This window comes from Luteimonas dalianensis, assembly GCF_049339425.1.
Taxonomy (GTDB): domain Bacteria; phylum Pseudomonadota; class Gammaproteobacteria; order Xanthomonadales; family Xanthomonadaceae; genus Luteimonas; species Luteimonas dalianensis.
This window is the reverse complement of the sequence record NZ_JBMPPO010000006.1, coordinates 73,481-95,811: the sequence shown is the minus strand read 5'-3', so window position 1 is coordinate 95,811 and position 22,331 is coordinate 73,481. Positions and strand designations below refer to the sequence as shown.

The window sequence follows — 22,331 nt, the reverse complement described above, 5'->3', positions numbered from 1 at the left end:
GTCGTTGCCGTCCTCTTCACTTGCGCGCCCAGGCCTGGCGCGTACCCACGCCCAGCCGGCGTGCGCTGGCCCTGACGTGGGCGTGGGTGATGGCCGCCGCCAGCGCATCGGCGGCGTCGGCCTGCAGCTTGCCGTGCAGGTTGAGCAGGATGCCGACCATGTGCTGGATCTGCGCCTTCTCCGCGCCGCCGCGGCCCACCACCGCCAGCTTGATCTCCTTGGCCGCGTACTCGTGCACCGGCAGGTCGCGCAGCACCGCCGCGCAGATCGCCGCGCCGCGGGCCTGGCCCAGCTTCAGCGCCGAGTCCGGGTTGCGGGCCATGAACACCTGCTCGATCACCGCCTCGTCCGGCCGGTGCGCCTCGATCACCTCGCCCAGCCCGTCCAGCAGCAGCCGCAGCCGGCCCGGGAAGTCTGGCGCCGACAGCAGGGTCAGCGGCCCGTGGAACACGTGCGTCATGTTGCCGGCGGCATCGACGTCGATGATGCCCACGCCGGTGCGCTGGGAGCCGGGATCGATGCCGAGGATGCGGGTCATGTCGGGGCCGGGGCGACGCCGTCAGGCGTAGGCGTCCTCGCCCAGCTCGGCGTTGGAGTACACCGCCTGCACGTCGTCGATGTCCTCCAGCCAGTCCAGCAGCTTGACCACCTGCTGGCCGGCCTCGCCGTCCACCGCCACGTCGTTGTCGGCGCGCCAGGTGACCTCGGCCTGGGCCGGCTCCGCGCCGGCGGCCACCATCGCGTCGCGCACCTGGGCGAAAGCCTCCGGGTCGGTCAGCACGTCGATCGAGCCGTCGTCGGGATAGGTCACGATGTCATCGGCGCCGGCCTCGATCGCCGCCTCGGTGATCGCGTCCTCATCCGAGCCCGGCGGGTAGCTGATCACGCCCAGCTTGCGGAACATGAAGGCCACCGAGCCGTCGGTGCCCAGGTTGCCGCCGAACTTGCTGAAGGCGTGGCGCACGTCGGCCACGGTGCGCACGTGGTTGTCGGTCAGGCAGTCCACGATCACCGCCACCCCGCCCGGGGCGTAGCCCTCGTAGCGGATCTCCTCGTAGTTCACGCCCTCCAGCTCACCAGTCGCCTTCTTGATGGCGCGCTCGACCACGTCGCGGGTCATGTTGGCGCCGAAGGCCTTGTCCATCGCCGTGCGCAGGCGCGGGTTCTGGGCCGGGTCACCGCCGCTGGCGCGCGCCGCCACGGAGATCTCGCGGATGATCTTGGTGAAGATCTTGCCCCGCTTCGCGTCCTGCGCGTTCTTGCGGTGCTGGATGTTCGCCCACTTGGAATGTCCTGCCATCTTGCCGGATCCGGAAAAAGCCTGAGGGATGGCGCGATTATAGGGCTTCCGCCGGGCTCCACGACGCCCGCCGGGGAAGGGCCGGCCCGGCCAGCATCGCCCTGCTTTCCTTCTGCATCCTGGCCTGGCCCGCCCTCGCCCTGGGCGTGCTGGTGCTGCTGTGCGTGGCCCTGGCCCGCGATATCCGCGCCGTCAGGAAAAAGGGCACCGGCCTGGTCTGAGCCGGAGCGCTAGCCGCGCCCGAACCCGCCGCCGCGCAGGAACCGGGCCGCCTGCGTGGCAACTTCGGGTGAGAGCAGCAGGCCCGTGTGGCTGGTACGCACGACCAGGTGATCCACCAGCCCCGGGGCGCGGGTTTCGGCCACCGCCACCGTGCCGTCGTGGTCGCCCTGGAAGTGGCCGAAGAACCGGCCCAGGCCGTAGGGCGCGCTGCCGGCGATCATTCCCACCGCGATCCCTTCCGGCCAGCGGGGGCAGCCCTCCAGCAGGATCTCCCGGCTGCGGCCGAAATAGATCCCCGACAGGCGGAACCCGGACAGCTCTCCGGCCGCGGCGCTCCCGCACAGCGGCGAGCCCAGGCACAGCACCCGCCCCACCCGGGCCTCCGGATCGGCGCGCAGCGCATGCAGCGCCACCAGGCCGCCCATGCTGTGTCCGACGACATGCGCCGGCCCGCCTTCGCGCAGCCTGTCCAGCAGCGCCGCCATGGCCGCGCGCGGGCTCTCACGGATGGTGTGGTAGCCGAGCACCTCGGGCTCGAACCCCGCCGCTCGCAGCCTGCGCGCCAGCGGCCGCATGGTGATGCCGGCCATCCACAGCCCGTGCAGGAGGATGACGCGCCTCATGCCCAACGATCCTAACGGCGGCGCATGATGAATTCGCGGTCGCGGGCGCGGCCGACGGGGAACAGGTATTCGCCGACGATCTCGAAGCCGCGGCGGGCATAGAAGCGCTGGGCACCGAGGTTCTCCGACCACACGCCGATCCACAGCGTGCGCGGGCCCTCGCGCTGCAGCCAGTCCATCGCGGCGTCGAACATGCGCGCGCCCCAGCCGCCGCGCTGATGCGCCTTGAGCAGGTACAGCCGCTTCAGCTCGCCGTCGCCCGGCGCCACGTCCGGATGCGGCAGCCCGCACGGGCCCGCGGCCGCGTGGCCGACCGCCTCACCGTCGTACTCCAGCAGCCACACCGCGTAGTCCGGGTGCGCCAGGATCACCCGCTGCTTCTCCACCGCATAGGCGTCATCGAAGAACGCCTGCAGGTCTTCCGGCGGGTACAGGTGGCCGAAGGTCTCGTCGAAGGTACGCTCCGCCAGCCGCGACAGCGTCGCGGCGTCGTCGACCGTGGCGCGGCGGATCGTCAGCGACATCGACCTGGCCTACTCCGGCTTCCGCACCGCCACGTGCAGCTCCACAAGCTGGGCATCGTCGATCGGCGACGGCGCATCGGTCATCAGGCACTGCGCGCCGGTGGTCTTGGGGAAGGCGATCACGTCGCGGATCGAATCGGTGCCCGCCAGCAGCGCCGCCATCCGGTCGATGCCGAAGGCGATGCCCGCGTGCGGCGGCGCGCCGTACTTCAGCGCGTCCAGCAGGAAGCCGAACTTCTCCTGCGCCTCCTGCGCGCCGATGCCCAGCAGCTCGAACACCGCCTTCTGCATCGACGGCCGGTGGATGCGCACCGAACCGCCGCCGATCTCGTTGCCGTTGAGCACCAGGTCGTAGCCACGGCTGGTCGCCGTGCGCGCGTTGGCGCGCAGCGCGTCCTCGTCGTCCACGGCGGGCGCGGTGAACGGGTGGTGCAGCGCCACGTAGCGGTTCGCCTCCTCGTCCCATTCGAACATCGGGAAATCGGTGACCCACAGCGGCTTCCAGCCGTCTTCCACCAGCTCGAAATCCTCACCCGCCTTCAGCCGCACAGCGCCCATGAAGGCGCTCACGGTCGGATAGTCGCCCGCGCCGAAGAACACCATGTCGCCGCTGCCCGCGCCCACGTGCGCCAGCAGCGCCTCGAACGGCGCGTCCTCGAAGAACTTGCGGATCGGCGACGACACCGCGCCGTCTTCGCCGATCTTCACGTAGGCCAGGCCCTTGGCGCCGTACTTGCCCGCGTGCGCCGCGTACTCGTCGATCTGCTTGCGCGACAGCCGCGCGCCGCCGGGGATCCGCAGCGCGCACACGCGCCCGTCCTCGGTCCCGGCCACGTCGGCAAACACCTTGAAGCCGCTGTCCTTCACCAGGTCGGCAACGTCCACCAGCTCCAGCGGGTTGCGCAGATCCGGCTTGTCCGAGCCGAAGCGGCGCATCGCCTCCGCATACGGCATGCGCGGGAACGGATCGGCCAGCGCCACCCCGGCCACCTCGACGAACACCTCGCGCACCATCGCCTCCACCGTGTCCTGCACGCTGGCCTCGTCCACCCACGCGAACTCCATGTCCAGCTGGGTGAACTCGAGCTGGCGGTCGGCGCGCAGCGCCTCGTCGCGAAAGCAGCGCGCAATCTGGTAGTAGCGGTCGAAGCCGGCCACCATCAGGATCTGCTTGAACAGCTGCGGGCTCTGTGGCAGCGCGTAGAACTCGCCCGGGTGCTGGCGCGCCGGCACCAGGAAGTCGCGCGCGCCCTCGGGCGTGGCCTTGGTCAGGATCGGCGTCTCGATGTCCTGGAAGCCGCGCCCGTCCAACCAGCGGCGCAGCGCGCTGACCAGCTTCGTGCGCACCCGCATGCGGCGCTGCATCTCCGGATGGCGCAGATCCAGGTAGCGGTACTTCAGGCGGATGTCCTCGCCCGGGTTCTCGTGGTGGTGGAACGGCAGCGGCTCGGCCTTGTTGAGCACCTCGATCGCGGTCGCCACCACTTCCACCTGGCCGGTGGGGATCTTCGGGTTCACCGATTCGCGCCTGCGCACGGTGCCGGTCACCCGCAGGCAGTCCTCGTAGCCCACGTCGGCGGCGATGGCGATGACTTGCGCATTGCCATCGGCCTGCGACGGCTCGGCCACCACCTGCACGATGCCTTCGTGGTCGCGCAGGTCGATGAAGCACAGGCCGCCCAGGTCACGGGCAACGTCGGCCCAGCCGCAGAGGGTGACGGTCTGGCCGATCAGCGACTCGTCGATCAGGCCGCAAAAATGGGTACGCATGGGGACTCCGGGAACGGGAAACGGGCCGCCGGCAGGGCGGAACCCGTCATTTTAGGTTGTTCCGGGGAGCGCTGGGAGCCCGGCGGCGCGGTGGTGGCGATTGGGCGCAGCCGGGCGCAGTGGCGAACGCGGGGCGCTGGCGTCACGCGGCTTCGCGCGCATGGCGCGCCTACGCGGAGTTGGGCTCGACCTTCTTCGGCGTGCTGGTCTTGGCGGGCGCGTCGGCGGGCTTGTCCGCAGCGGGCTTGCCGGCCTCGCTGCCGCCGGCCAGGTTGCGCTTCTTTTCCCCGCCCTTCTTGAAATCGGTCTCGTACCAGCCGCTGCCCGACAGGCGGAACGACGGCGCGGTGAGCTGGCGCTTGACGGCGGCCGCGGCGCACTCGGGGCAGGCGTCAGGGTCGGGATCGGACATCTTCTGCAGGCGGTCGAAGGCGTGGCCGCAGGCGGTGCACTCGAAGGCGTAGATCGGCATGGCTGGCTCGGGCGAAAAGTCGGGGAAAAACGCAATCGGCCCGATATATCGGGATGAACCCCGCGCTTTCAAGCCCCCTGTAGGAGCGCGCCATGCGCGCTCCTACAAAGGGGAGTCGAGCCGGTCTCAGTAGCCCCAGGGCGTGGGCGGGGTCTCGACCGGCTGGGTGAGGTCGAACTCCACCTGGAACAAGCGTCCCTCCGGATTCAGCTCATCCGCCGGTCGCGCCAGCTCGTACAGGAAGCGCTGGCCGGGCTCGATCTCCATCGCCCACGCGTTGGTGGTCGACACCGACAGCCCGTCGCGGGCGTTGAACATGTCGATCGACTCCTGGTCGACCGGGAACACCTGGCGCTGGGCGGTGCCCGGCTCCACGGTATCGCCGCCGTACATGGTGGTCGGATCGTCGCTGCCGTCCTCCAGGCGATGGTCGTGCTTCAGGCGCAGGCCGTCGTCGGTGCGGGTGAGGATCCAGGTGCGCGAATGGTTGTCGCCCACGTGGAACGGCACCTGCAGCTCGCGGGTCGGGTCGTCGCAGCCGCGCACGTGCATCACCAGATCCTGGCCTTCGAAGGCGTCGGGCTCATCGGTCGCCGGTTCGTTGGCGATGATGCGCCCGGCAAACGCCTGGCCGCAGTGCTCGGCCAGCCGCACCAGGAACTCGTCGGCGGGAGCGAAGGTGTCCTCGGCGGCGGCAGCGGCCACGGCCGCCGCGGCTTCGGCCTGGGCCTCGGCCACCGGATCGGTGTCGTCGGTGGAGGGCGCGCAGGCCGCCAGGGCCAGCGCGAGCGCGGTCGTCAGGGGAATGGTCAGTCTGTTCATCCGCGAAACTTAACCCGCGCCGCCAACGCAGGCAAACGCGCTCCCGCAGCGCGGCACCGGCCTCAGTCTTCCAGCAGCGCCAGCCAGCGTTCCTCGGCGCCGCCGAGCCGCCCGGCCACCGCCTCGCGCTCGCGGCCCAGTTCCACCAGCCGGTCGGCGTCGGCGTGGTGGGCCGGATCCGCAAGCGCCGCGTCGATCCGCGCAAGCTCGGCTTCCAGCTCCGCCACCTCGCTTTCCGCCTCGGCCAGCCTGTGGGGATTGACCTTGCGCGCCGGAGCGGCCGGTTTCGGCGGTGCCGCTGCGGGCTTCGTCGACCCCTTGCCGCTGCCGTCGCCCCGGCTTTCCCCCTGGCGCGAGCGCAGCCACGCCGCGTACTCGTCCAGGTCGCCGTCGAACGGCTTCACCACGCCGTCCGACACGCGCCAGAACAGGTCGCTGACCAGGCCGATCAGGTGCCGGTCATGCGAGACCAGCACGATCGCGCCGTCGAAGTCGCTCAGCGCCTCGGCCAGCGCCTCGCGCATGTCCAGGTCAAGGTGGTTGGTGGGCTCGTCGAGCAGCAGCACGTTGGGCTGCTTCCAGGCGATCAGCGCCAGCGCCAGGCGCGCGCGCTCGCCGCCGGAGAAGCCGTCGATGCTCTCGAACGCGCGGTCGCCGGGGAAGTACCACTTGCCCAGGAAGTCGCGGAACGCCTGGGTGGGCGAATCCGGCGACAGCTCGCGCAGGTGATCGATCGGCGAGGTGCCGGCCACCAGCGACTCCACCGTGTGCTGGGCGAAGTAGCCGATGCGCAGATCCGGGTGCGCCGCGCGCTCGCCTTCCAGCAGCTCCAGCTCGCCCACCAGCGACTTCACCAGGGTCGACTTGCCGGCACCGTTGGGCCCCAGCAGGCCGATGCGGTCGCCGGCCTCCAGGCCGAAGCCGACGTTCTCCAGAATGCGCGCATCGGCGCCGTAGCCGCATACACCGTCGTTGATGCGCAGCAGCGCGTGCGGCAGCTTCGCCGGCTGCGGGAACTCGATCCGGAACCCGCGCTCGACCCGCACCGCCTCGGTGCCGGCCAGCTTGGCCAGCCGCTTCACCCGGCTCTGCGCCTGGCGGGCCTTGCTGGCCTTGGCCTTGAAGCGGTCGATGAACTTCTGCAGGTGGGCGCGCTCGGCCTGTTCCTTCTCGTGCGCGATCTGCTGCTGGCGCAGGTGCTCGGCGCGCTGGCGCTCGAAGGCGGTGTAGTCGCCCACGTACAGCTTCGCCTTGCCATCGTGCAGGTGCAGGGTATGCGTGCTCACGCCGTCCAGGAACTCGCGGTCGTGGCTGATCAGCAGCAGCGTGCCCTGGTACTTGAGCAGCCACTGCTCCAGCCACAGCACCGCGTCCAGGTCGAGGTGGTTGGTGGGCTCGTCCAGCAGCAGCAGGTCGCTGGGCATCATCAGCGCGCGGGCCAGGTTCAGGCGCACCCGCCAGCCGCCGGAGAACGCGCTGACCGGGCGGCGGTGGGTGTCGGGCGCAAAGCCCAGCCCGTGCAGCAGGCGCCCGGCGCGGGCCTCGGCGTCGTAGCCGTTGAGTTCGGCCAGGCGGTGGTGGGCCTGGGCGACGGCGTCCCAGTCCTCGGCCGCGGTCGCCTCGGCCTCGGCGCGCAGCGCGGCGGCCACCTCGGTGTCGCCGGAGAGCACGAACTCGATCGCGGGATCGGGCAGCGAGGGTGTTTCCTGCGCCACGCTGGCGATACGCAGCCTGGACGGCAGGTCCAGGTCGCCCTGGTCGGCCTCGACCTCACCGCGCACGGCGGCGAACAGCGAGGACTTGCCGGTGCCGTTGCGGCCGACCACACCCACCCGCCAGCCCGCGTGCAGGGCCAGGTCGACGGAGGACAGCAGCAGCCGCTCGCCGCGGCGCAGGGCGAAGTTCCGGAAGGCGATCATGGGGCGCGCAGTTTAACGGTCAGGCCCGGCCATCGGGCGCCCTGGGGCACAATCCGTTCATGCAGATCACCGTCATCACCGGCGCCGGCATGTCGGCGGACAGCGGCATTCCCACCTTCCGCGACGCGCTGACCGGCCTGTGGGCGCGCTTCGATCCCCAGCGGCTGGCCACCCCGGAGGCCTTCCACGAGGATCCGGCCCTGGTCTGGGGCTGGTACCGCTGGCGCGCGGCCCTCGTGCTGCGCGCGCAACCCAATGCCGGGCACCTCGGCCTTGCCCGGCTGGAAGACGCGGGCCACGAGGTCACGGTGGTCACCCAGAACGTGGACGACCTGCACGAGCGTGCCGGATCAAGCCGGGTGCTGCACCTGCACGGCAGCCTGTTCGCCTCGCGCTGCATCGATTGCGGGCGGGTGCCGGCCACCGAGCCGCTGGGCGAAAGCCTGGATGCGGTCGCCGCCGACGGTGCGCGCGAAACACCACCCGCCTGCACCGCCTGCGGGTGCCCGCTCCGCCCCGGCGTGGTGTGGTTCGGCGAAGGCCTGCCGGAAGACCAGTGGCTGCAGGCGCAGGACGCCGTTGCCGGCTGCGACCTGGCGCTGGTGATCGGCACCTCCAGCCTGGTCTACCCCGCCGCGGCCCTGCCGCTGGCCGCCCTGCAGGCCGGAACCCCGGTACTGGAGATCAATCCGCAGCCGACCGCGCTGTCCACGCAGGCCGACGCCAGCTGGCGCCTGACCGCCAGCGCCGGCGTCGAGCGCCTGCTCGCCCGGCTGCAGGCACTCCCCCACGCCAACCCCGCCGACCTGCTCCCGTAGGGGCGTCTGTGGGGGTGTTATCGGCGCAGCGCGGATTCCAGGTAGGGCGCGAGTCGGGGGTGCCGGAACTCGAAGCCGGACTCCTGCAGCCGCTCCGGCAGCACCCGCTGGCCGTCCAGCAGCAGGGTCGACATCTGGCCCAGGGCCAGCCGCAGCGCCCGGCCCGGCACCGCGAACACCGCCGGCCTGTGCAGCGCCCCGGCCAGCGCGCGGGTGAACTCCCGGTTGCTGACGGGCTCGGGCGCGGTCAGGTTGACCGGCCCGACCGGTGCGCTGCCGGCTCCCTCCAGGTGCTGCAGCAGCAGGCGCCGCACCGCCTCCACCCAGTCCCGCCGCGCAACCCAGCTCAGCATCTGCCGGCCGTCGCCCAGGCGCCCGCCCAGGCCCATCCGAAACGGCAGCAGCAGCCGCCCGAGCATGCCACCGTCCGGGTGCAACGCGATGCCCGTGCGCAGCAGCAGCACCGGCACCTCCAGCGACACCGCCTCCATCGCCGCATTCTCCCAGGCCTCGCACAGCGAATGCGAGAAGTCGTCGGCCGGCGCACTGTCCTCGCCCAGCGGCGTGTCGCCCTGGGCACCGTACCAGCCCACCGCCGAACCGCTGAGCAGCACCCGCGGGCGCTCCTCGCTGCGGCGCATCCAGTCGACCAGGCGCCGGGTCGGGCCGAGCCGGCTTTCGAACAGCAGCTTCTTGCGCCTGTCGCTCCAGCGCTTGCCGGCGATGTCGGCGCCGGCCAGGTTCACCACCGCGTCGAAGCGGTCATGCGGTGCGAGGGCGTCGTAGGCCAGAACCCGCACCCCGTCGGGCGCCTCACGCGAAGCGTCACGGGACAGCCATGCAACCCGCACACCGTCCTCCTGCAGCCGCGCGGTGAGCGCGCGCCCCAGGAAACCGCTACCGCCCGAAATGAGGATCTGCATTGCACCAACCGTCAGCCAGTGGCGGCAGTGTGGTGCCCGGCGGATCAAGCCCCCGTAAAAAGACCGCTCACACCTGCGCCAGCGCCTGCTTGATGTCGGCGATCAGGTCGTCCACGTGCTCGATGCCCACGCACAGGCGCACCGTGTCCTCGCTCACGCCGGCCTTCTCCAGCTCTTCGGGCGAGAGCTGGCGGTGGGTGGTGGAGGCCGGATGGGTGGCCAGCGAACGGGTGTCACCGATGTTGACCAGGCGGGTGAACAGCCCCAGCGCGTCGAGGAACTTCGCCCCCGCCTCGCGCCCGCCCGGCAGGCCGAAGGTGAACAGCCCCGAGGCCGCGCCGCCGCGCAGGTACTTGCGCGCCAGCGCGTGTTCGGGGTGCTCCGGCAGGCCGGCGTAGTGCACCCACGCCACCTTCGGGTGCTGCTGCAGGTGGCGAGCGATGGCCATGGTGTTGGCGTTGATCCGATCCATGCGCAGCGGCAGGGTCTCGATGCCCTGCAAAATCAGGAACGCGTTGAACGGCGACAGCGCCGCGCCGGTGTTGCGCAGCGGCACCACCCGCGCCCGGCCGATGAACGCCGCCGGGCCCAGCGCCTCGGTGTAGACCACGCCGTGGTAGCTGGGATCCGGTTCGTTGAGCTGCGGGAAACGGCTCCTGTGCTCCGCCCAGGGGAATTTCCCGGAGTCCACGATCGCCCCGCCGATGCTGTTGCCGTGCCCGCCCAGGTACTTGGTCAGCGAATGCACCACGATGTCGGCGCCGAAGTCGATTGGCCGCAGCAGGTACGGCGAGGGCACGGTGTTGTCGACGATCAGCGGCACCCCGTGCGCGTGCGCCACCTCGGCCACCGCCTCGATGTCGGTAATGTTGCCCAGCGGGTTGCCGATCGATTCGATGAACACCGCCTTCGTGCGCCCGTCGATCAGATTCGCAAACGCCTGCGGGTCGCGGTGGTCTGCGAAGCGCACGTCGATGCCGTACTGCGGCAGGGTGTGCGCGAACAGGTTGTAGGTGCCGCCGTACAGGGTGCTGGCCGAGACGATGTTGTCGCCGACGCCGGCGATGGTCTGGATCGCGTAGGTGATCGCCGCCTGCCCCGAGGCCAGGCCGAGCGCGCCCACGCCGCCCTCCAGCGCCGCCACCCGCTGCTCGAGCACGTCGGTGGTCGGGTTCATGATCCGGGTGTAGATGTTGCCCGGCACCTTGAGGTCGAACAGGTCGGCGCCGTGCTGGGTGTTGTCGAAGGCGTAGGCGACAGTCTGGTAGATCGGCACCGCCACCGAGCGGGTGGTCGGATCCGGGGTGTAGCCGCCGTGGACGGCGATGGTTTCGGGCTTCCAGTCGGGGTTGCTCATGGCGGGCTCGCGCGGTGGATCGGCCTTCCACGCTAACCCGGCGGGCCCTGGCGGTGGCGCCCGCAGGGGAAATCAGCTTGCCGGCAGTGGAACGGTTCGCCGCGGCGAACCGTTCGCGCCCTGCTCAGCCCTTGGTGAAGGCCAGTTTCCCGCCGTCCGCATCCACCCGGACGGTATCGCCCTGGCCGAACTCGCCGGCAAGGATCTTCGACGCCAGTGGGTTCTCCAGCTGCTGCTGGATCGCCCGCTTGAGCGGCCGGGCGCCGTAGACCGGGTCGAAGCCGACGTTGCCCAGCAGCTCGAATGCCGCGTCCGACACCTGGATCCGCAGCCCGCGCTCGGCCAGGCGCTTCTCCAGCCCGGCCATCTGGATCCTGGCGATCGACTTGATCTGCGCCTTGTCCAGCGGATGGAAGACCACGATGTCGTCGAGCCGGTTGATGAACTCCGGGCGGAAGTGCGCCTGCACCACGCCCATCACCGCCGCCTTCATCCGGGTGTAGGCCTCCGCCGAATCGTCGCCGTCGAACTCCTGGATCATCTGCGAGCCCAGGTTGGAAGTCATCACGATCACCGTGTTGCGGAAATCCACCGTGCGGCCCTGGCCGTCGGTGAGGCGGCCGTCGTCGAGCACCTGCAGCAGGATGTTGAACACGTCCGGGTGCGCCTTCTCGACCTCGTCGAGCAGGATCACGCTGTACGGGCGCCGGCGCACCGCCTCGGTGAGATAACCACCTTCCTCGTAACCGACGTAGCCCGGGGGTGCGCCGACCAGCCGCGAGACGCTGTGCTTCTCCATGAACTCGCTCATGTCGATGCGTACCATCGCGTCGCTGGAGTCGAACAGAAATTCGGCCAGCGCCTTGCACAGCTCGGTCTTGCCCACGCCGGTCGGGCCCAGAAACAGGAACGAGCCGTCCGGGCGGTTGGGATCGGCCAGTCCGGCACGGGCGCGGCGCACCGCGTCCGACACCACCTTCACCGCCTCGTCCTGGCCCACCACGCGCGCGTGCAGCGCATCCTCCATTTTCAGCAGCTTGTCGCGCTCGCCCTCGAGCATCTTGCTCACCGGGACCCCCGTCCAGCGGGCCACGACTTCCGCGATCTCCTCGTCGGTCACCTTGTCCTGGAGCAGGGTGAAGCCGGTGGTCTCCGCCTCCTGCGCGGCGGCCAGCTGCTTCTCCAGCTCCGGCAGGCGGCCGTACTGGATCTCGCTCATCTTCGTGTAGTCCTGCGCGCGCTGGGCCGACTCCAGCTCCAGCCGCGCCTGCTCGATCTGCTCCTTGATCTTCGTCGCGCCCTGCACGGTGGCCTTCTCGGCCTTCCACACCTCTTCCAGGTCGTTGTACTCGCGCTCCAGCGTTTCGATCTCGGCCTCCAGGTCGGCCAAGCGCTGCCTGGAGGCGTCGTCGCTCTCCTTCTTCAGCGCCTCGCGCTCGATCTTGAGCTGGATCAGGCGCCGCTCGCGCCTGTCCAGCTCCTCGGGCTTGGAATCGATCTCCATGCGGATGCGGCTGGCGGCCTCGTCCATCAGGTCGATGGCCTTGTCCGGCAGCTTGCGGTCGGCGATGTAGCGGTGGCTGAGCGTAGCCGCGGCCACCACCGCCGGGTCGGTGATCTCCACCCCGTGGTGCACCGCGTACTTCTCCTTCAGCCCGCGCAGGATGGCGATGGTGTCCTCCACCGTCGGCTCGTCCACCACCACCTTCTGGAACCGCCGCTCCAGCGCCGCGTCCTTCTCGATGTACTGCCGGTACTCGTCCAGCGTAGTGGCGCCGATGCAGTGCAGCTCGCCGCGCGCCAGCGCCGGCTTGAGCATGTTGCCCGCGTCCATCGCGCCGTCGGCCTTGCCCGCGCCGACCACGGTGTGCAGCTCGTCGATGAACAGGATGATCCGGCCCTCGTTCTTGGCCAGGTCGTTGAGCACGCCCTTGAGCCGCTCCTCGAACTCGCCGCGGAACTTCGCCCCCGCGATCAGCGCGCCCATGTCCAGCGCCAGCACCCGCTTGCCGCGCAGGCCCTCGGGCACCTCGTTGTTGACGATGCGCTGCGCCAGCCCCTCCACGATCGCGGTCTTGCCCACGCCCGGCTCGCCGATGAGCACCGGATTGTTCTTGGTGCGCCGCTGCAGCACCTGGATCGTCCTGCGGATCTCCTCGTCGCGCCCGATCACCGGATCCAGCCTGCCCGACTCCGCCCGCGCGGTGAGGTCGACGGTGTACTTCTCCAGCGCCTGGCGCGACTCCTCGGCATTCTCGTCCTGCACGCTCTCGCCGCCGCGCACCTTGTCGATCGCCGCCTCCAGCTGCTCGCGATTGGCGCCGGCGCCCTTCATCAGCCGCCCTGTTTCGCCGCCGTCCTCCAGCGCCGCAAGCAGGAACAGCTCCGACGCGATGTAGGCATCGCCGCGCTGCTGGGCCAGCTTGTCGGTCACGTTGAGCAGCCGCCCCAGGTCGTTGCCGACCGAAACGCTGCCGGCCTGTCCGGATACCTTGGGCAGCCGGTCCAGTACCTCGCCCAGCTGCTCTCGCAGCAGCGGCACGTTGACGCCGGCCTGCCCCAGCAGCGGCCGGGTGCCGCCGCCCTGCTGGTCGATCAGGGCGACCAGCAGGTGGGCGGGTTCAATCAGATTATGGTCACGGCCAACGGCCAGCGACTGGGCGTCGGCCAGCGCCTGCTGGAAGCGTGAAGTGAGCTTGTCCATCCGCATCGGACTGTCCTCTGGAAGTGTGGCCGGAGCGTCCCGGCAATGATGTCCAGATGCGGGCTTCAGGGTTGTGAATCAAGGGCCGGGAACGGCCGACTGCCGCCCGAGCCGAGCCCCGCCTTGCCCGGCAGGCCACCGCAAAGTCAGTCGAGCGGCACCGGCTGGATGATCTCCACCCAGTAACCATCCGGATCCTTGATGAAGGCGATCTCGCGCATCCGCCCGTCGGTGAGGCGCTTCTGGAAATCGACCCCGAGCTCCTCGAACCGCTCGCACGCTGCCACCACGTCGGGAACGGTGATGCACAGGTGGCCGAAGCCGCGCGGGTCCGAATTGCCGTCGTGGTACACCGGGCCGTCTTCCTTCTCGGTGCCGTGGTTGTGGGTCAGCTCCAGCACCCCGCGCTGGCGCGCCACCCACTCCTTGCGCGCCGCATCGTCCTGCGGGATCACCGACGGGTCGTCCACCGTCACCAGGAAATACAGGCTGAAACCGTTCTCCGGGTAGTCGTTCTTCCGCACCAGCGTGAAACCCAGCACCCGGGTATAGAAATCCAGCGACGCCCGCGGATCCTTCACCCGCAGCATCGTGTGGTTGAAGAGGAAATCGCGGGTGGCGGGGTCGCGCTCGGCGACGCCCGGGACCTGCGCCAACGCGGCCAGGGAATCTGCGGACATGGTGTTCTCCTGCATGGGGGATCGCCCATTATCGGCCACCGCCCGGTGACCGCGGCGTCGTGACCGGGCCTCAGGCGAAATGGATCACGCTCGCCATGCGCCCGGCGCGGCCATCACGGCGATGGGAATGGAACCGCTGCGGATCGGAGATCGTGCACAGCCCGCCGCCGTGGATGTCGGCCGCGGCGATGCCCGCCGCCTCCAGGCGCCTGCGCGCCAGCGCGTACAGATCCACGTGCCAGTGGCCCGGCCGGGTCGGCATGAAGGCTGCGGCGGCCGCCGGGTCGTGCCCGGTGAACGCGTCGCGGACTTCGGTACCCACCTCGTAGGCCTGCGGCCCGGCCGCAGGGCCCAGCCACGCCAGCAGCGCCTGCGGCGGCGCGGCCATCGCGGCGACGGTGTTTTCCAGCACCCCCGCCGCCAGCCCGCGCCAGCCGGCGTGGGCCGCGCCGACCCGGCGACCGTCCCGGGACGCGAACAGCACCGGCAGGCAGTCGGCGGTCAGCACCGCAAGCACCACGCCGGCCGCTGCGGTCACCGCCGCGTCGGCCTCGCATTCGCCGGCCACGCGGGCCCCTTCCGCGACCGCATCCCCGGCAGCCAGCGCGCGATCCACCACCAGCACGCCGGTTCCGTGCACCTGGCGCAGCCAGTGCGGCGCGGACGGCAGCCCGGCCCGGGCCACCAGCGCGGCGCGGTTCGACGCCACCACCGCCGGATCATCGCCGTCCGGCCCGCGCGCATTGCCCAGGTTGAAGCTGCCGAACGGCGGCGCGGAGCCACCGGCGCCATGGCGCAGGGTGGTGAAGGCGCGCACGCGCGGCGGCGCGGGCCAGTCGGCCGGGAGGAGTGCCTCGGCCGGGGCGGCCGCCACGTCAGCGGCGCCCGCCGCCCGCGTGGGCCGCCGTATCCTCGCGCAGCAGCCGCATCAGCTCCTGCATGTCCGCCGGCACCGGCGCGCTGGTACGCACCGGCTCGCCGCTGCGCGGATGGGCGAACTCCAGGGTTTCGGCGTGCAGCGCCTGGCGCCGCAGGCCGCGCAGCGCCACCACCAGTTCCTCCGACGCCCCCTTGGGCAGCTTCAGCGCGCCGCCGTACAGCGGGTCGCCGATGATCGGGTGGCGCAGGTGCTGCATGTGCACCCGGATCTGGTGGGTGCGGCCGGTTTCCAGCCGGCACTCCAGCGCGGTGTGGGCGCGGAAGCGCTCACGCAGGCGGAAATGGGTGACCGCCTCGCGGCCGTTCTCGCGCACCGCCATGCGCAGGCGGTCGCGCGGGTGGCGGTCGATCGGCGCATCGGCGGTGCCGCCGCTGACCAGGGCGCCGAGCACGATCGCCAGGTACTGGCGATGCACCTCGCGCGAGGACAGCTGTTCGACCAGGGCCGCGTGCGCCTGCAGGGTGCGGGCGACCACCATGACCCCGGAAGTGTCCTTGTCCAGCCGGTGCACGATGCCGGCGCGCGGCAGCGCGGCCAGAGCCGGATCGCGGAACAGCAGGCCGTTGACCAGGGTGCCGGTGCGGTTGCCGGCGCCCGGGTGCACCACCATCCCGGCCGGCTTGTCGATCACCAGCACGTCGGCGTCCTCGTACAGGACGTTGAGCGGGATGTCCTCGGGCGCGTCGCTGGTCTGCTCGTCCAGCACCACGTCCAGGCTGACCGTCTCCCCGCCGGCGAGCGGGTCGCGCGGGCGCGCCGGGCGGCCGTCCAGCAGCAGGTCGCCGGCCTTGATCCAGGCCGACAGGCGCGAGCGGGAGAATTCGGGGAACAGCTCGGCCACGGCCACGTCGAAGCGGCGCCCCGCCAGCGTGGCGGGTACCTGGATACGGCGGACGCCGTCCGCGCCGTCTTCGGCAGCGTCATCGTCCAGCGGCGGCGGGTCGTTGGCAGGCGTGTTCATCAGGAGGCCGGGGTTCAGGCGCGGGCGCCGGAGCGGCGATGCGGGCTGCTATTATCCGCCTTTCGTCCCGCTCCGGCCCAACGCCACATGACCCGACCCGGCTTCCTGCTCCGCAACGCGCTGCTGCTCGCGCTGCTGGCCATCTTCCTCGCCTCCGGCTGCTCCCGCCTGCGCGGCGACCGCGACGACCCCAACGAGGGCGTGCCGGTGGAGGAGCTGTACGAAACCGCCCACCAGTCGATGCGCATGGGCAACTGGAGCCGTGCCGCGACCACCTTCCGCCGCCTGGTGGCGCAGTACCCCTACGGCCCGTACACCGAGCAGGCGCTGATCGAGACGGCCTATGCCCAGTACAAGATGGGCTCGCACGAAGAGGCGATTTCCAGCATCGACCGCTTCCTGCGCACCTATCCCACCCACCGCAACTCGGCCTACATGTACTACCTGCGCGGGCTGGTGAACGCCTCGCGCGACACGGTGTTCCTGCAGCGGGTGTGGTCGCTGGATCCGGCCAGCCGCGACCTGACCACGCCCAACCAGGCCCACGCCGATTTCGCAGTGGTGGTGGAGCGCTTTGGCAACACCCGCTACGCCGAGGATGCCCGCAAGCGCATGATCGACCTGCGCGACATGTTCGCCCGCCACGACCTGGACACCGCGCTGTACTACCTGCGCCGCGGGGCCAACGTGGCCGCGATCAACCGCGTGACCTACCTGCTGGAGCAGTATCCGCAGTCCAGGCACCAGAACGACGCGGTGGCGGTGCTGGCCGAGGCGCATACCCGCCTGGGCAACGAGGCGCTGGCCGCCGATGCGCGCCGGGTACTTGAACTGAACGAGCCCGATCACGCGTGGCTGAGCGGCGACTGGCCGGATTACCCGTGGGCGATCCGCAAGCTCAACCCGTTCGCCGGCGAGCGCTCGCCGATCGACGACTGACCCGCGCGGCGGGCCGCGCGCTCACTCGTTCTCCCAGTCGAACCCCGAAAGCCGGGCCAGATCCTGCGGGGTCTGGATGCCCGGGTGCATCAGGCCGTTGACCTGCCAGCTGGGGAAGGACGACACCCCGGCCTCCGCGCATTCGCGCGCGGTCGGGCCGCCGCGGCCCTGCGGGCTGCACTCCACGTAGGGCAGGCGCGAGGCCGAGGCGCCGAACAGGCGGTTCTGGCGCGCGCAGCTTCCGCACCACGATGCGCCGTAGTAGCGGGCGCCGGTCTGCTGCAGGTGCTCGGCCAGCGCCGCGACCCGCGCGTTCTCCGGACGCCGGTCGAGCACGCCCCCCAGCACCAGCTGCAGCGCCACCACCACGCCCAGGGCCACCAGGCCATTGCCCAGCCACCAGCTGCCCCAGCTGCCCTGCCCCAGCGGCGCGCCCGGGCGGCGCAGGTGAACCAGCGCGAACAGCGCCGCCATCACCGCCAGCGACACCAGGCACCAGCCGCAGATGGCCTCCAGCGCCACCACGCCCACGATGGTGAGATAGACGCTGATCGCCAGCCCCAGCAGGGTCAGCCGCGACAGCCGGCGCCAGCGCGCGGCGGGCGTGGATCCGGTCACCGCCGCCAGGGCGATCAGCGCATACAGCCCGAAGCCCCACAGCGCCAGCGGCAGGCCCAGCAGGCTTGACCAGCGGCTGTCCTGGATCACGTCGCAGCCGCTGCCTTCGGCACAGAACGCCGGGGTTCCGCTGCCCCAGGCCGACAGGGTGAGGTAGCCGCTCACCAGCAGGCCGACGACCGCAAGCGCCAGCGCCCACGCATCGGGCGGCAGGCGCCGGCTGGCCGGCCGCGGCGGGGAGGATGCCGCCGCCTGCGGGCGCCGGGGCTGGGGTCTACGCTTCTTCTTCGACATCCGGATGGATCCTCTTCAATCCCTGTAACCATTGCTGATCGGATAGCGGCGCTCGCGGCCGAAGGCGCGCAGCGACACCTTCGGCCCCGGCGCGGCCTGGTGCCGCTTCCACTCGCCGATGCGCACCAGCCGCAGCACCCGCTCCACGGTTGCGGCCTCGAAGCCCGCCGCGATGATCTCCACGCCTGACTGCTCGCCTTCGACATACCGCTCCAGGATCGCGTCCAGGACCTCGTACGGCGGCAGCGAATCCTCGTCGCGCTGATCCTCGCGCAGCTCCGCCGAAGGCGGGCGCGCGATCACCGCCGGCGGAACCGCCGGGACATCACCGAGTGAATTGCGCCAGCGTGCCAGCGCGAACACCCGGGTCTTGAACAGATCCTTGAGCGGCGCGTAGCCGCCGCACATGTCACCGTAGATGGTCGCGTACCCCACCGCGTACTCGCTCTTGTTGCCGGTGGTCAGCACCAGTCCGCCGAACTTGTTGGCCAGCGCCATCATCAGCGCACCGCGGGTGCGCGACTGCAGGTTTTCCTCGGTGGTGTCCGGCTCAAGCCCGACGAAGGCATCGGCGAGCGCGTCCAGATAGCCCTTGAACGGCGCCTCGATCGGCACCGTCAGCATCCGCACCCCCAGCGCCTCGCACTGCTCGGCGGCCAGGTCGTTGCTCAGCTCGGCCGTATAGCGCGAAGGCAGCCGCACCGCGGTCACCGCATCCGCCCCCAGCGCATCGACCGCCATCGCCAGCACCACCGCCGAGTCCAGCCCGCCCGACAGTCCCAGCCAGACCTTGCCGAACCCGTTTTTGCCGCAGTAATCACGCAGCCCGCGCACCGCCGCCCGCCAGGCCAGCGCATCCTCACCGGCACGCTCCTCCAGCGGCCACTGCACCGCCTCCAGGCGGCCGGAGCCCGGTTCAAAATCAGCGACCAGCCAATGCTCCTCGAATGCCCGCGCGGCGTGGTGCACGCGCCCGTCCGCATCGGCCAGGATCGAACTGCCGTCGAACACCAGCGAATCCTGCCCGCCAACGGTGTTGAGGTACGCCAGCGCCACCGCGCTTTCGCGGGCACGCTCGGCCAGCAGCGCATCGCGCCGCGCGTGCTTGCCGTGTTCGAAAGGCGACGCGTTGGGCACCAGCACCAGCTTCGCGCCCGCGGCGGCGGTATCGGCCAATGGTTCGGCGAACCACAGATCCTCACACACCACCACCCCGACCGGCACGCCCTTCACCTCGAACACCAGCGGCGCGCCGTCAGGGTCGACGTGGAAGTAGCGGCGTTCGTCGAAGACGTTGTAGTTGGGCAGCTCGCGCTTGCGGCAAGTCGCCTCGATGCGTCCATCGCGCAGCACGCTGGCCGCGTTGTACAGCGCGCCACCGGCCGACTCCGGCCAGCCGACGACGGCCACGATGCCCTTCACCTGCGCGGCGACATCGCGCACGGCCTGCTCGCAGTCGCGCAGGAACGAGGGCCGCATGAGCAGATCCTCCGGCGGGTAGCCGCTGATCGCCAGCTCGGGGAACAGCACCACGTCCGCGCCATGCTCGTCCCGCGCCCGGGCAATCATCTCCCCGACCCGCTCCGCATTGCGCGCCACCGCGCCGACGGGGAAGTCGAACTGGGCCAGGGCGATTCTCAGCTTGTCGGACATGGGAGCCGGGTATTCGGGTGTGGCCCTATTGTTCCAGAAGGGCGGCAACCAGAAGAAGAGCCGCAGTCACCGATGGGGTGAGCCGTGCGCTGGCGGCGGGGGTATCGCGACAAGCAATACATGGATGTATTGCACGCGCGTCGGGACAGGACGTCCCGCCGCGCGAAAAGCGATACCCCCGCCGCCAGCGCACGGCGTCAGACCGAAGCCACCGAAAACAGGGGAGCTTTGCAGGCGGCGGGGCGTAGCCCCAACACGCACGACTCAGGCAGGAACCGGCTCGCCGTAAGCAACCGGAGCCGACGCGCTTTCCGGGAAAGTGACGATTTCCCAGGCCGACTCCTCGGCCATCAGCGCCCGCACCAGCTTGTTGTTGAGCGCATGCCCGGACTTGAAGCCCTCGAACGACCCCAGGATCGGATGCCCGGCCAGATACAGGTCACCAACCGCATCCAGGATCTTGTGCCGCACGAACTCGTTCGCGTAGCGCAGCCCGTCCTCGTTCAGCACCCGGAACTCGTCCAGCACGATCGCGTTGTCCATCGAGCCGCCCAGGCCCAGGTTGCGCTCGCGCATGAACTCCAGGTCGCGCATGAAACCGAACGTCCGCGCCCGGCTCACCTCGCGGATATAGGCCTCGGTGGAGAACTCCACCTCCGCCCGCGACTCCGACACCGGAATCGCCGGATGATTGAACTCGATCGTGAAGCCCAGCCGGAAACCGTCATACGGCTCGAAGCGCGCGACCTTGTCGCCCTCGCGTACCTCCACCGGCCGCTTGATGCGGATGAAGCGCTTCGGCGCGTCCTGTTCAACGATCCCCGCCGACTGCAGCAGAAACACGAACGGGCCCGAGGAGCCGTCCATGATCGGCACTTCGGCCGCGGACAGATCCACGTAGAGATTGTCGACGCCCAGGCCGGCCAGGGCCGACATCAGGTGCTCGACCGTCATCACCTTGCCCTCGCCGTGGGTCAGGCCGGTGCAGAGCATGGTTTCGGTCACCAGGTCGCCACGGGCCGGGATCTCGGCCACCGGATCCAGGTCGACGCGGCGGAACACGATACCGCTGTCCACCGGCGCCGGACGCAGGGTCAGGTACACCTTTTCGCCACTGTGCAGCCCCACGCCGGTGGCGCGAATGATGTTCTTGAGGGTGCGCTGCTTGGGCATGGACAGGTCTGTTCGCTGGGGGAACGCGGCTCGCTCCCGGGAACGATCGCATGAAATATTAACACGCGGCCGGCTGAACCTGAATGAAAGGGACAGACCGCCGACAGGATCACCGGCCACCCTGCGGCAGGCTCCGTGACGACGACGCCAACCACCTTGGGTCACCGGGTCAAAACCCCGCCGGGCCGGCGCGGCCCGGCGGGAAAGATGACACGACATGGCGCGGCCCGGCGCAGCGCCGGGCTGCGGTTGCGGGGCTCACGCCCCGCCTGGCGCTCAGTCCGCCTGGCGGCGCAGGAACGCCGGGATGTCCAGGTAGCTGCTGTCGGCGCCGAAGTCGGCCACCTCCGGCTTGGACGCCGACTCGGCAGCGGCAGCGGCACCGCCGCCGTTGCCGCCGTTGCCGCGCAGGCTGGCGGCAATGCTCGGCGCCTGGCCGTAGTCGGCCACCGCGTCGTCGATCGGCAGCCCGGTGGTGCCGTCGCGCTTGGCCTGGGTGTGGACCAGCTGCACGTTCGGACGCCGCGCCGGCTCCTGGCCGAAATCGTTGCCGCGCGGGCTGGCCTGGCGCGCGTTGCCGCGGTGCAGCCCGGTGGCCACCACGGTCACGCGCACTTCGTCCTGCATCTCCTGGTCGAGCACGGTGCCGATGACGATGGTGGCGTCCTCGCTGGCGAAGTTCTCCACCGTGCGGCCGACCTCGTCGAACTCGGCCATGGTGAAGTCCGGGCCGGCGGTGATGTTGACCAGGATGCCGTTGGCGCCGGCCAGGTTCACATCGTCCAGCAGCGGGTTCTGGATCGCCGCCTCGGCCGCGGCCTGGGCACGGTCGTCGCCGCGCGCCTCGCCGGTGCCCATCATCGCCAGGCCCATCTCGCTCATCACGGTGCGCACGTCGGCGAAGTCGACGTTGATCAGGCCCGGACGCACGATCAGGTCGGCGATGCCCTGCACCGCGCCCAGCAGCACGTCGTTGGCGGCGCGGAAGGCCTGGATCATGGTCGCGTTGCGGCCCAGCACCGAGATCAGCTTCTCGTTGGGGATGGTGATCAGCGAGTCGCAGTGCTGGCCCAGATCCTCGATGCCCTTAAGCGCGACCTGCATCCGGCGCCGGCCCTCGAACGGGAACGGCTTGGTGACCACGGCCACGGTCAGGATGCCCATTTCCTTGGCCAGCTGCGCCACCACCGGCGCCGCGCCGGTGCCGGTGCCACCGCCCATGCCGGCGGTGATGAACACCATGTCCGCGCCCTGCAGCGCGTCGATGATGACCTCGCGATCCTCCAGCGCGGCCTGGCGGCCGACCTCGGGGTTCGCACCAGCGCCCAGGCCCTTGGTGACGCTGTCGCCCAGCTGCAGCTGCAGCTTGGCGCCGCAGTTGCTGATCGCCTGCGAGTCGGTGTTGGCGGTGATGAATTCCACGCCGTCAACGGCGCTGTTCACCATGTGCGCCACGGCGTTGCCGCCGCCGCCGCCCACGCCGATCACCTTGATGTTGGCATTGGGTGCCATTTTTTCTACCAGTTCGAAGTGCGCCATGTCATGTGTCCTCGTATGCAAGAGTTTCTGGTTATGTTGTTCTGCTGACCTGCTTTGTCGCCGCCTTTCCGCCTTCCGCT

Annotated in this window: 21 protein-coding genes; 3 read left to right on the top strand and 18 right to left on the bottom strand. The window is 70.5% G+C overall.

Annotated features, from left to right (window positions below; translation table 11 throughout):
- Positions 1-16: 16 nt before the first annotated feature.
- Complete coding sequence (ruvC, locus tag ACOZ90_RS10070; protein ID WP_422893522.1) at positions 17-538, bottom strand: crossover junction endodeoxyribonuclease RuvC; 522 nt, start codon at positions 536-538, stop codon at positions 17-19.
- A gap of 21 nt (positions 539-559) precedes the next feature.
- Positions 560-1,300, bottom strand: coding sequence for a YebC/PmpR family DNA-binding transcriptional regulator (locus tag ACOZ90_RS10065; protein ID WP_422893521.1), 741 nt, complete (start codon positions 1,298-1,300; stop codon positions 560-562).
- Here ACOZ90_RS10065 and ACOZ90_RS10060 point away from each other — a divergent pair.
- The gene (locus ACOZ90_RS10060) at positions 1,294-1,521 is read left to right on the top strand and encodes a putative transporter small subunit (RefSeq protein ID WP_422893670.1); all 228 of its coding nucleotides are present in this window, start codon (positions 1,294-1,296) and stop codon (positions 1,519-1,521) included. The two genes, ACOZ90_RS10065 and ACOZ90_RS10060, sit on opposite strands and share 7 nt — an antisense overlap.
- Positions 1,522-1,530: 9 nt before the next feature.
- On the opposite strand, the gene ACOZ90_RS10055 is transcribed toward ACOZ90_RS10060, so the two are convergent.
- From ACOZ90_RS10055 to ACOZ90_RS10030, 6 genes are all read right to left on the bottom strand, one after another.
- A complete protein-coding gene (locus ACOZ90_RS10055; RefSeq protein WP_422893520.1) occupies positions 1,531-2,145 on the bottom strand; it encodes an esterase/lipase family protein in 615 nt (204 codons plus the stop codon).
- 11 nt (positions 2,146-2,156) lie between these two features.
- On the bottom strand, positions 2,157-2,669 hold the full coding sequence (locus tag ACOZ90_RS10050) for a GNAT family N-acetyltransferase (RefSeq protein ID WP_422893519.1): 513 nt from the start codon (positions 2,667-2,669) through the stop codon (positions 2,157-2,159).
- Between the two features lie 9 nt (positions 2,670-2,678).
- On the bottom strand, positions 2,679-4,439 hold the full coding sequence (gene aspS / locus ACOZ90_RS10045; protein WP_422893518.1) for an aspartate--tRNA ligase: 1,761 nt from the start codon (positions 4,437-4,439) through the stop codon (positions 2,679-2,681).
- 169 nt (positions 4,440-4,608) lie between these two features.
- Positions 4,609-4,911: an FmdB family zinc ribbon protein gene (locus ACOZ90_RS10040; protein ID WP_422893517.1), complete on the bottom strand. Its 303-nt coding sequence runs from the start codon at positions 4,909-4,911 to the stop codon at positions 4,609-4,611.
- Between the two features lie 126 nt (positions 4,912-5,037).
- Positions 5,038-5,733 (bottom strand): hypothetical protein, encoded by a 696-nt coding sequence (locus ACOZ90_RS10035; protein WP_422893516.1) that lies wholly within the window; start codon positions 5,731-5,733, stop codon positions 5,038-5,040.
- Positions 5,734-5,795: 62 nt separating this feature from the next.
- On the bottom strand, positions 5,796-7,652 hold the full coding sequence (locus ACOZ90_RS10030; RefSeq protein ID WP_422893515.1) for an ABC-F family ATP-binding cassette domain-containing protein: 1,857 nt from the start codon (positions 7,650-7,652) through the stop codon (positions 5,796-5,798).
- 59 nt (positions 7,653-7,711) lie between these two features.
- On the opposite strand from ACOZ90_RS10030, the gene ACOZ90_RS10025 reads away from it, so the two are divergent.
- Positions 7,712-8,470, top strand: coding sequence for an SIR2 family NAD-dependent protein deacylase (locus ACOZ90_RS10025; RefSeq protein ID WP_422893514.1), 759 nt, complete (start codon positions 7,712-7,714; stop codon positions 8,468-8,470).
- A 17-nt stretch (positions 8,471-8,487) separates the two neighbouring features.
- Here the strand turns inward: ACOZ90_RS10025 and ACOZ90_RS10020 are convergent, their stop codons facing one another.
- From ACOZ90_RS10020 to rluD, 6 genes are all read right to left on the bottom strand, one after another.
- Positions 8,488-9,393 (bottom strand): TIGR01777 family oxidoreductase, encoded by a 906-nt coding sequence (locus ACOZ90_RS10020; protein WP_422893513.1) that lies wholly within the window; start codon positions 9,391-9,393, stop codon positions 8,488-8,490.
- Between the two features lie 67 nt (positions 9,394-9,460).
- Positions 9,461-10,750, bottom strand: a complete 1,290-nt coding sequence (locus ACOZ90_RS10015) for an O-acetylhomoserine aminocarboxypropyltransferase/cysteine synthase family protein (RefSeq protein ID WP_422893512.1) — start codon at positions 10,748-10,750, stop codon at positions 9,461-9,463.
- 124 nt (positions 10,751-10,874) lie between these two features.
- Complete coding sequence (clpB, locus tag ACOZ90_RS10010; RefSeq protein ID WP_422893511.1) at positions 10,875-13,460, bottom strand: ATP-dependent chaperone ClpB; 2,586 nt, start codon at positions 13,458-13,460, stop codon at positions 10,875-10,877.
- 140 nt (positions 13,461-13,600) lie between these two features.
- A complete protein-coding gene (gene gloA, locus ACOZ90_RS10005) occupies positions 13,601-14,134 on the bottom strand; it encodes a lactoylglutathione lyase (protein ID WP_422893510.1) in 534 nt (177 codons plus the stop codon).
- Between the two features lie 70 nt (positions 14,135-14,204).
- Positions 14,205-15,008, bottom strand: a complete 804-nt coding sequence (gene pgeF / locus ACOZ90_RS10000; RefSeq protein WP_422893509.1) for a peptidoglycan editing factor PgeF — start codon at positions 15,006-15,008, stop codon at positions 14,205-14,207.
- A gap of 1 nt (position 15,009) precedes the next feature.
- Positions 15,010-16,035, bottom strand: coding sequence for a 23S rRNA pseudouridine(1911/1915/1917) synthase RluD (gene rluD / locus ACOZ90_RS09995; RefSeq protein WP_422893508.1), 1,026 nt, complete (start codon positions 16,033-16,035; stop codon positions 15,010-15,012).
- 87 nt (positions 16,036-16,122) lie between these two features.
- On the opposite strand from rluD, the gene ACOZ90_RS09990 reads away from it, so the two are divergent.
- The gene (locus ACOZ90_RS09990; RefSeq protein WP_422893507.1) at positions 16,123-16,974 is read left to right on the top strand and encodes an outer membrane protein assembly factor BamD; all 852 of its coding nucleotides are present in this window, start codon (positions 16,123-16,125) and stop codon (positions 16,972-16,974) included.
- Positions 16,975-16,995: 21 nt separating this feature from the next.
- On the opposite strand, the gene ACOZ90_RS09985 is transcribed toward ACOZ90_RS09990, so the two are convergent.
- From ACOZ90_RS09985 to ftsZ, 4 genes are all read right to left on the bottom strand, one after another.
- Positions 16,996-17,886, bottom strand: coding sequence for a vitamin K epoxide reductase family protein (locus tag ACOZ90_RS09985; protein WP_422893506.1), 891 nt, complete (start codon positions 17,884-17,886; stop codon positions 16,996-16,998).
- Positions 17,887-17,901: 15 nt separating this feature from the next.
- The gene (locus ACOZ90_RS09980) at positions 17,902-19,539 is read right to left on the bottom strand and encodes an NAD+ synthase (protein WP_422893505.1); all 1,638 of its coding nucleotides are present in this window, start codon (positions 19,537-19,539) and stop codon (positions 17,902-17,904) included.
- Between the two features lie 264 nt (positions 19,540-19,803).
- On the bottom strand, positions 19,804-20,712 hold the full coding sequence (gene lpxC / locus ACOZ90_RS09975; RefSeq protein ID WP_422893504.1) for a UDP-3-O-acyl-N-acetylglucosamine deacetylase: 909 nt from the start codon (positions 20,710-20,712) through the stop codon (positions 19,804-19,806).
- 276 nt (positions 20,713-20,988) lie between these two features.
- On the bottom strand, positions 20,989-22,251 hold the full coding sequence (ftsZ, locus tag ACOZ90_RS09970) for a cell division protein FtsZ (RefSeq protein WP_422893503.1): 1,263 nt from the start codon (positions 22,249-22,251) through the stop codon (positions 20,989-20,991).
- Between the last annotated feature and the right edge of the window lie 80 nt (positions 22,252-22,331).

Bases quoted from the DNA above. Each gene is read 5' to 3' on its own strand.
- ruvC (WP_422893522.1), bottom strand. From the start codon at position 538: ATGACCCGCATCCTCGGCATCGATCCCGGCTCCCAGCGCACCGGCGTG.
- ACOZ90_RS10065 (WP_422893521.1), bottom strand. From the start codon at position 1,300: ATGGCAGGACATTCCAAGTGGGCGAACATCCAGCACCGCAAGAACGCG.
- ACOZ90_RS10055 (WP_422893520.1), bottom strand. From the start codon at position 2,145: ATGAGGCGCGTCATCCTCCTGCACGGGCTGTGGATGGCCGGCATCACC.
- ACOZ90_RS10050 (WP_422893519.1), bottom strand. From the start codon at position 2,669: ATGTCGCTGACGATCCGCCGCGCCACGGTCGACGACGCCGCGACGCTG.
- aspS (WP_422893518.1), bottom strand. From the start codon at position 4,439: ATGCGTACCCATTTTTGCGGCCTGATCGACGAGTCGCTGATCGGCCAG.
- ACOZ90_RS10040 (WP_422893517.1), bottom strand. From the start codon at position 4,911: ATGCCGATCTACGCCTTCGAGTGCACCGCCTGCGGCCACGCCTTCGAC.
- ACOZ90_RS10035 (WP_422893516.1), bottom strand. From the start codon at position 5,733: ATGAACAGACTGACCATTCCCCTGACGACCGCGCTCGCGCTGGCCCTG.
- ACOZ90_RS10030 (WP_422893515.1), bottom strand. From the start codon at position 7,652: ATGATCGCCTTCCGGAACTTCGCCCTGCGCCGCGGCGAGCGGCTGCTG.
- ACOZ90_RS10025 (WP_422893514.1), top strand. From the start codon at position 7,712: ATGCAGATCACCGTCATCACCGGCGCCGGCATGTCGGCGGACAGCGGC.
- ACOZ90_RS10020 (WP_422893513.1), bottom strand. From the start codon at position 9,393: ATGCAGATCCTCATTTCGGGCGGTAGCGGTTTCCTGGGGCGCGCGCTC.
- ACOZ90_RS10015 (WP_422893512.1), bottom strand. From the start codon at position 10,750: ATGAGCAACCCCGACTGGAAGCCCGAAACCATCGCCGTCCACGGCGGC.
- clpB (WP_422893511.1), bottom strand. From the start codon at position 13,460: ATGCGGATGGACAAGCTCACTTCACGCTTCCAGCAGGCGCTGGCCGAC.
- gloA (WP_422893510.1), bottom strand. From the start codon at position 14,134: ATGTCCGCAGATTCCCTGGCCGCGTTGGCGCAGGTCCCGGGCGTCGCC.
- rluD (WP_422893508.1), bottom strand. From the start codon at position 16,035: ATGAACACGCCTGCCAACGACCCGCCGCCGCTGGACGATGACGCTGCC.
- ACOZ90_RS09990 (WP_422893507.1), top strand. From the start codon at position 16,123: ATGACCCGACCCGGCTTCCTGCTCCGCAACGCGCTGCTGCTCGCGCTG.
- ACOZ90_RS09985 (WP_422893506.1), bottom strand. From the start codon at position 17,886: ATGTCGAAGAAGAAGCGTAGACCCCAGCCCCGGCGCCCGCAGGCGGCG.
- ACOZ90_RS09980 (WP_422893505.1), bottom strand. From the start codon at position 19,539: ATGTCCGACAAGCTGAGAATCGCCCTGGCCCAGTTCGACTTCCCCGTC.
- lpxC (WP_422893504.1), bottom strand. From the start codon at position 20,712: ATGCCCAAGCAGCGCACCCTCAAGAACATCATTCGCGCCACCGGCGTG.
- ftsZ (WP_422893503.1), bottom strand. From the start codon at position 22,251: ATGGCGCACTTCGAACTGGTAGAAAAAATGGCACCCAATGCCAACATC.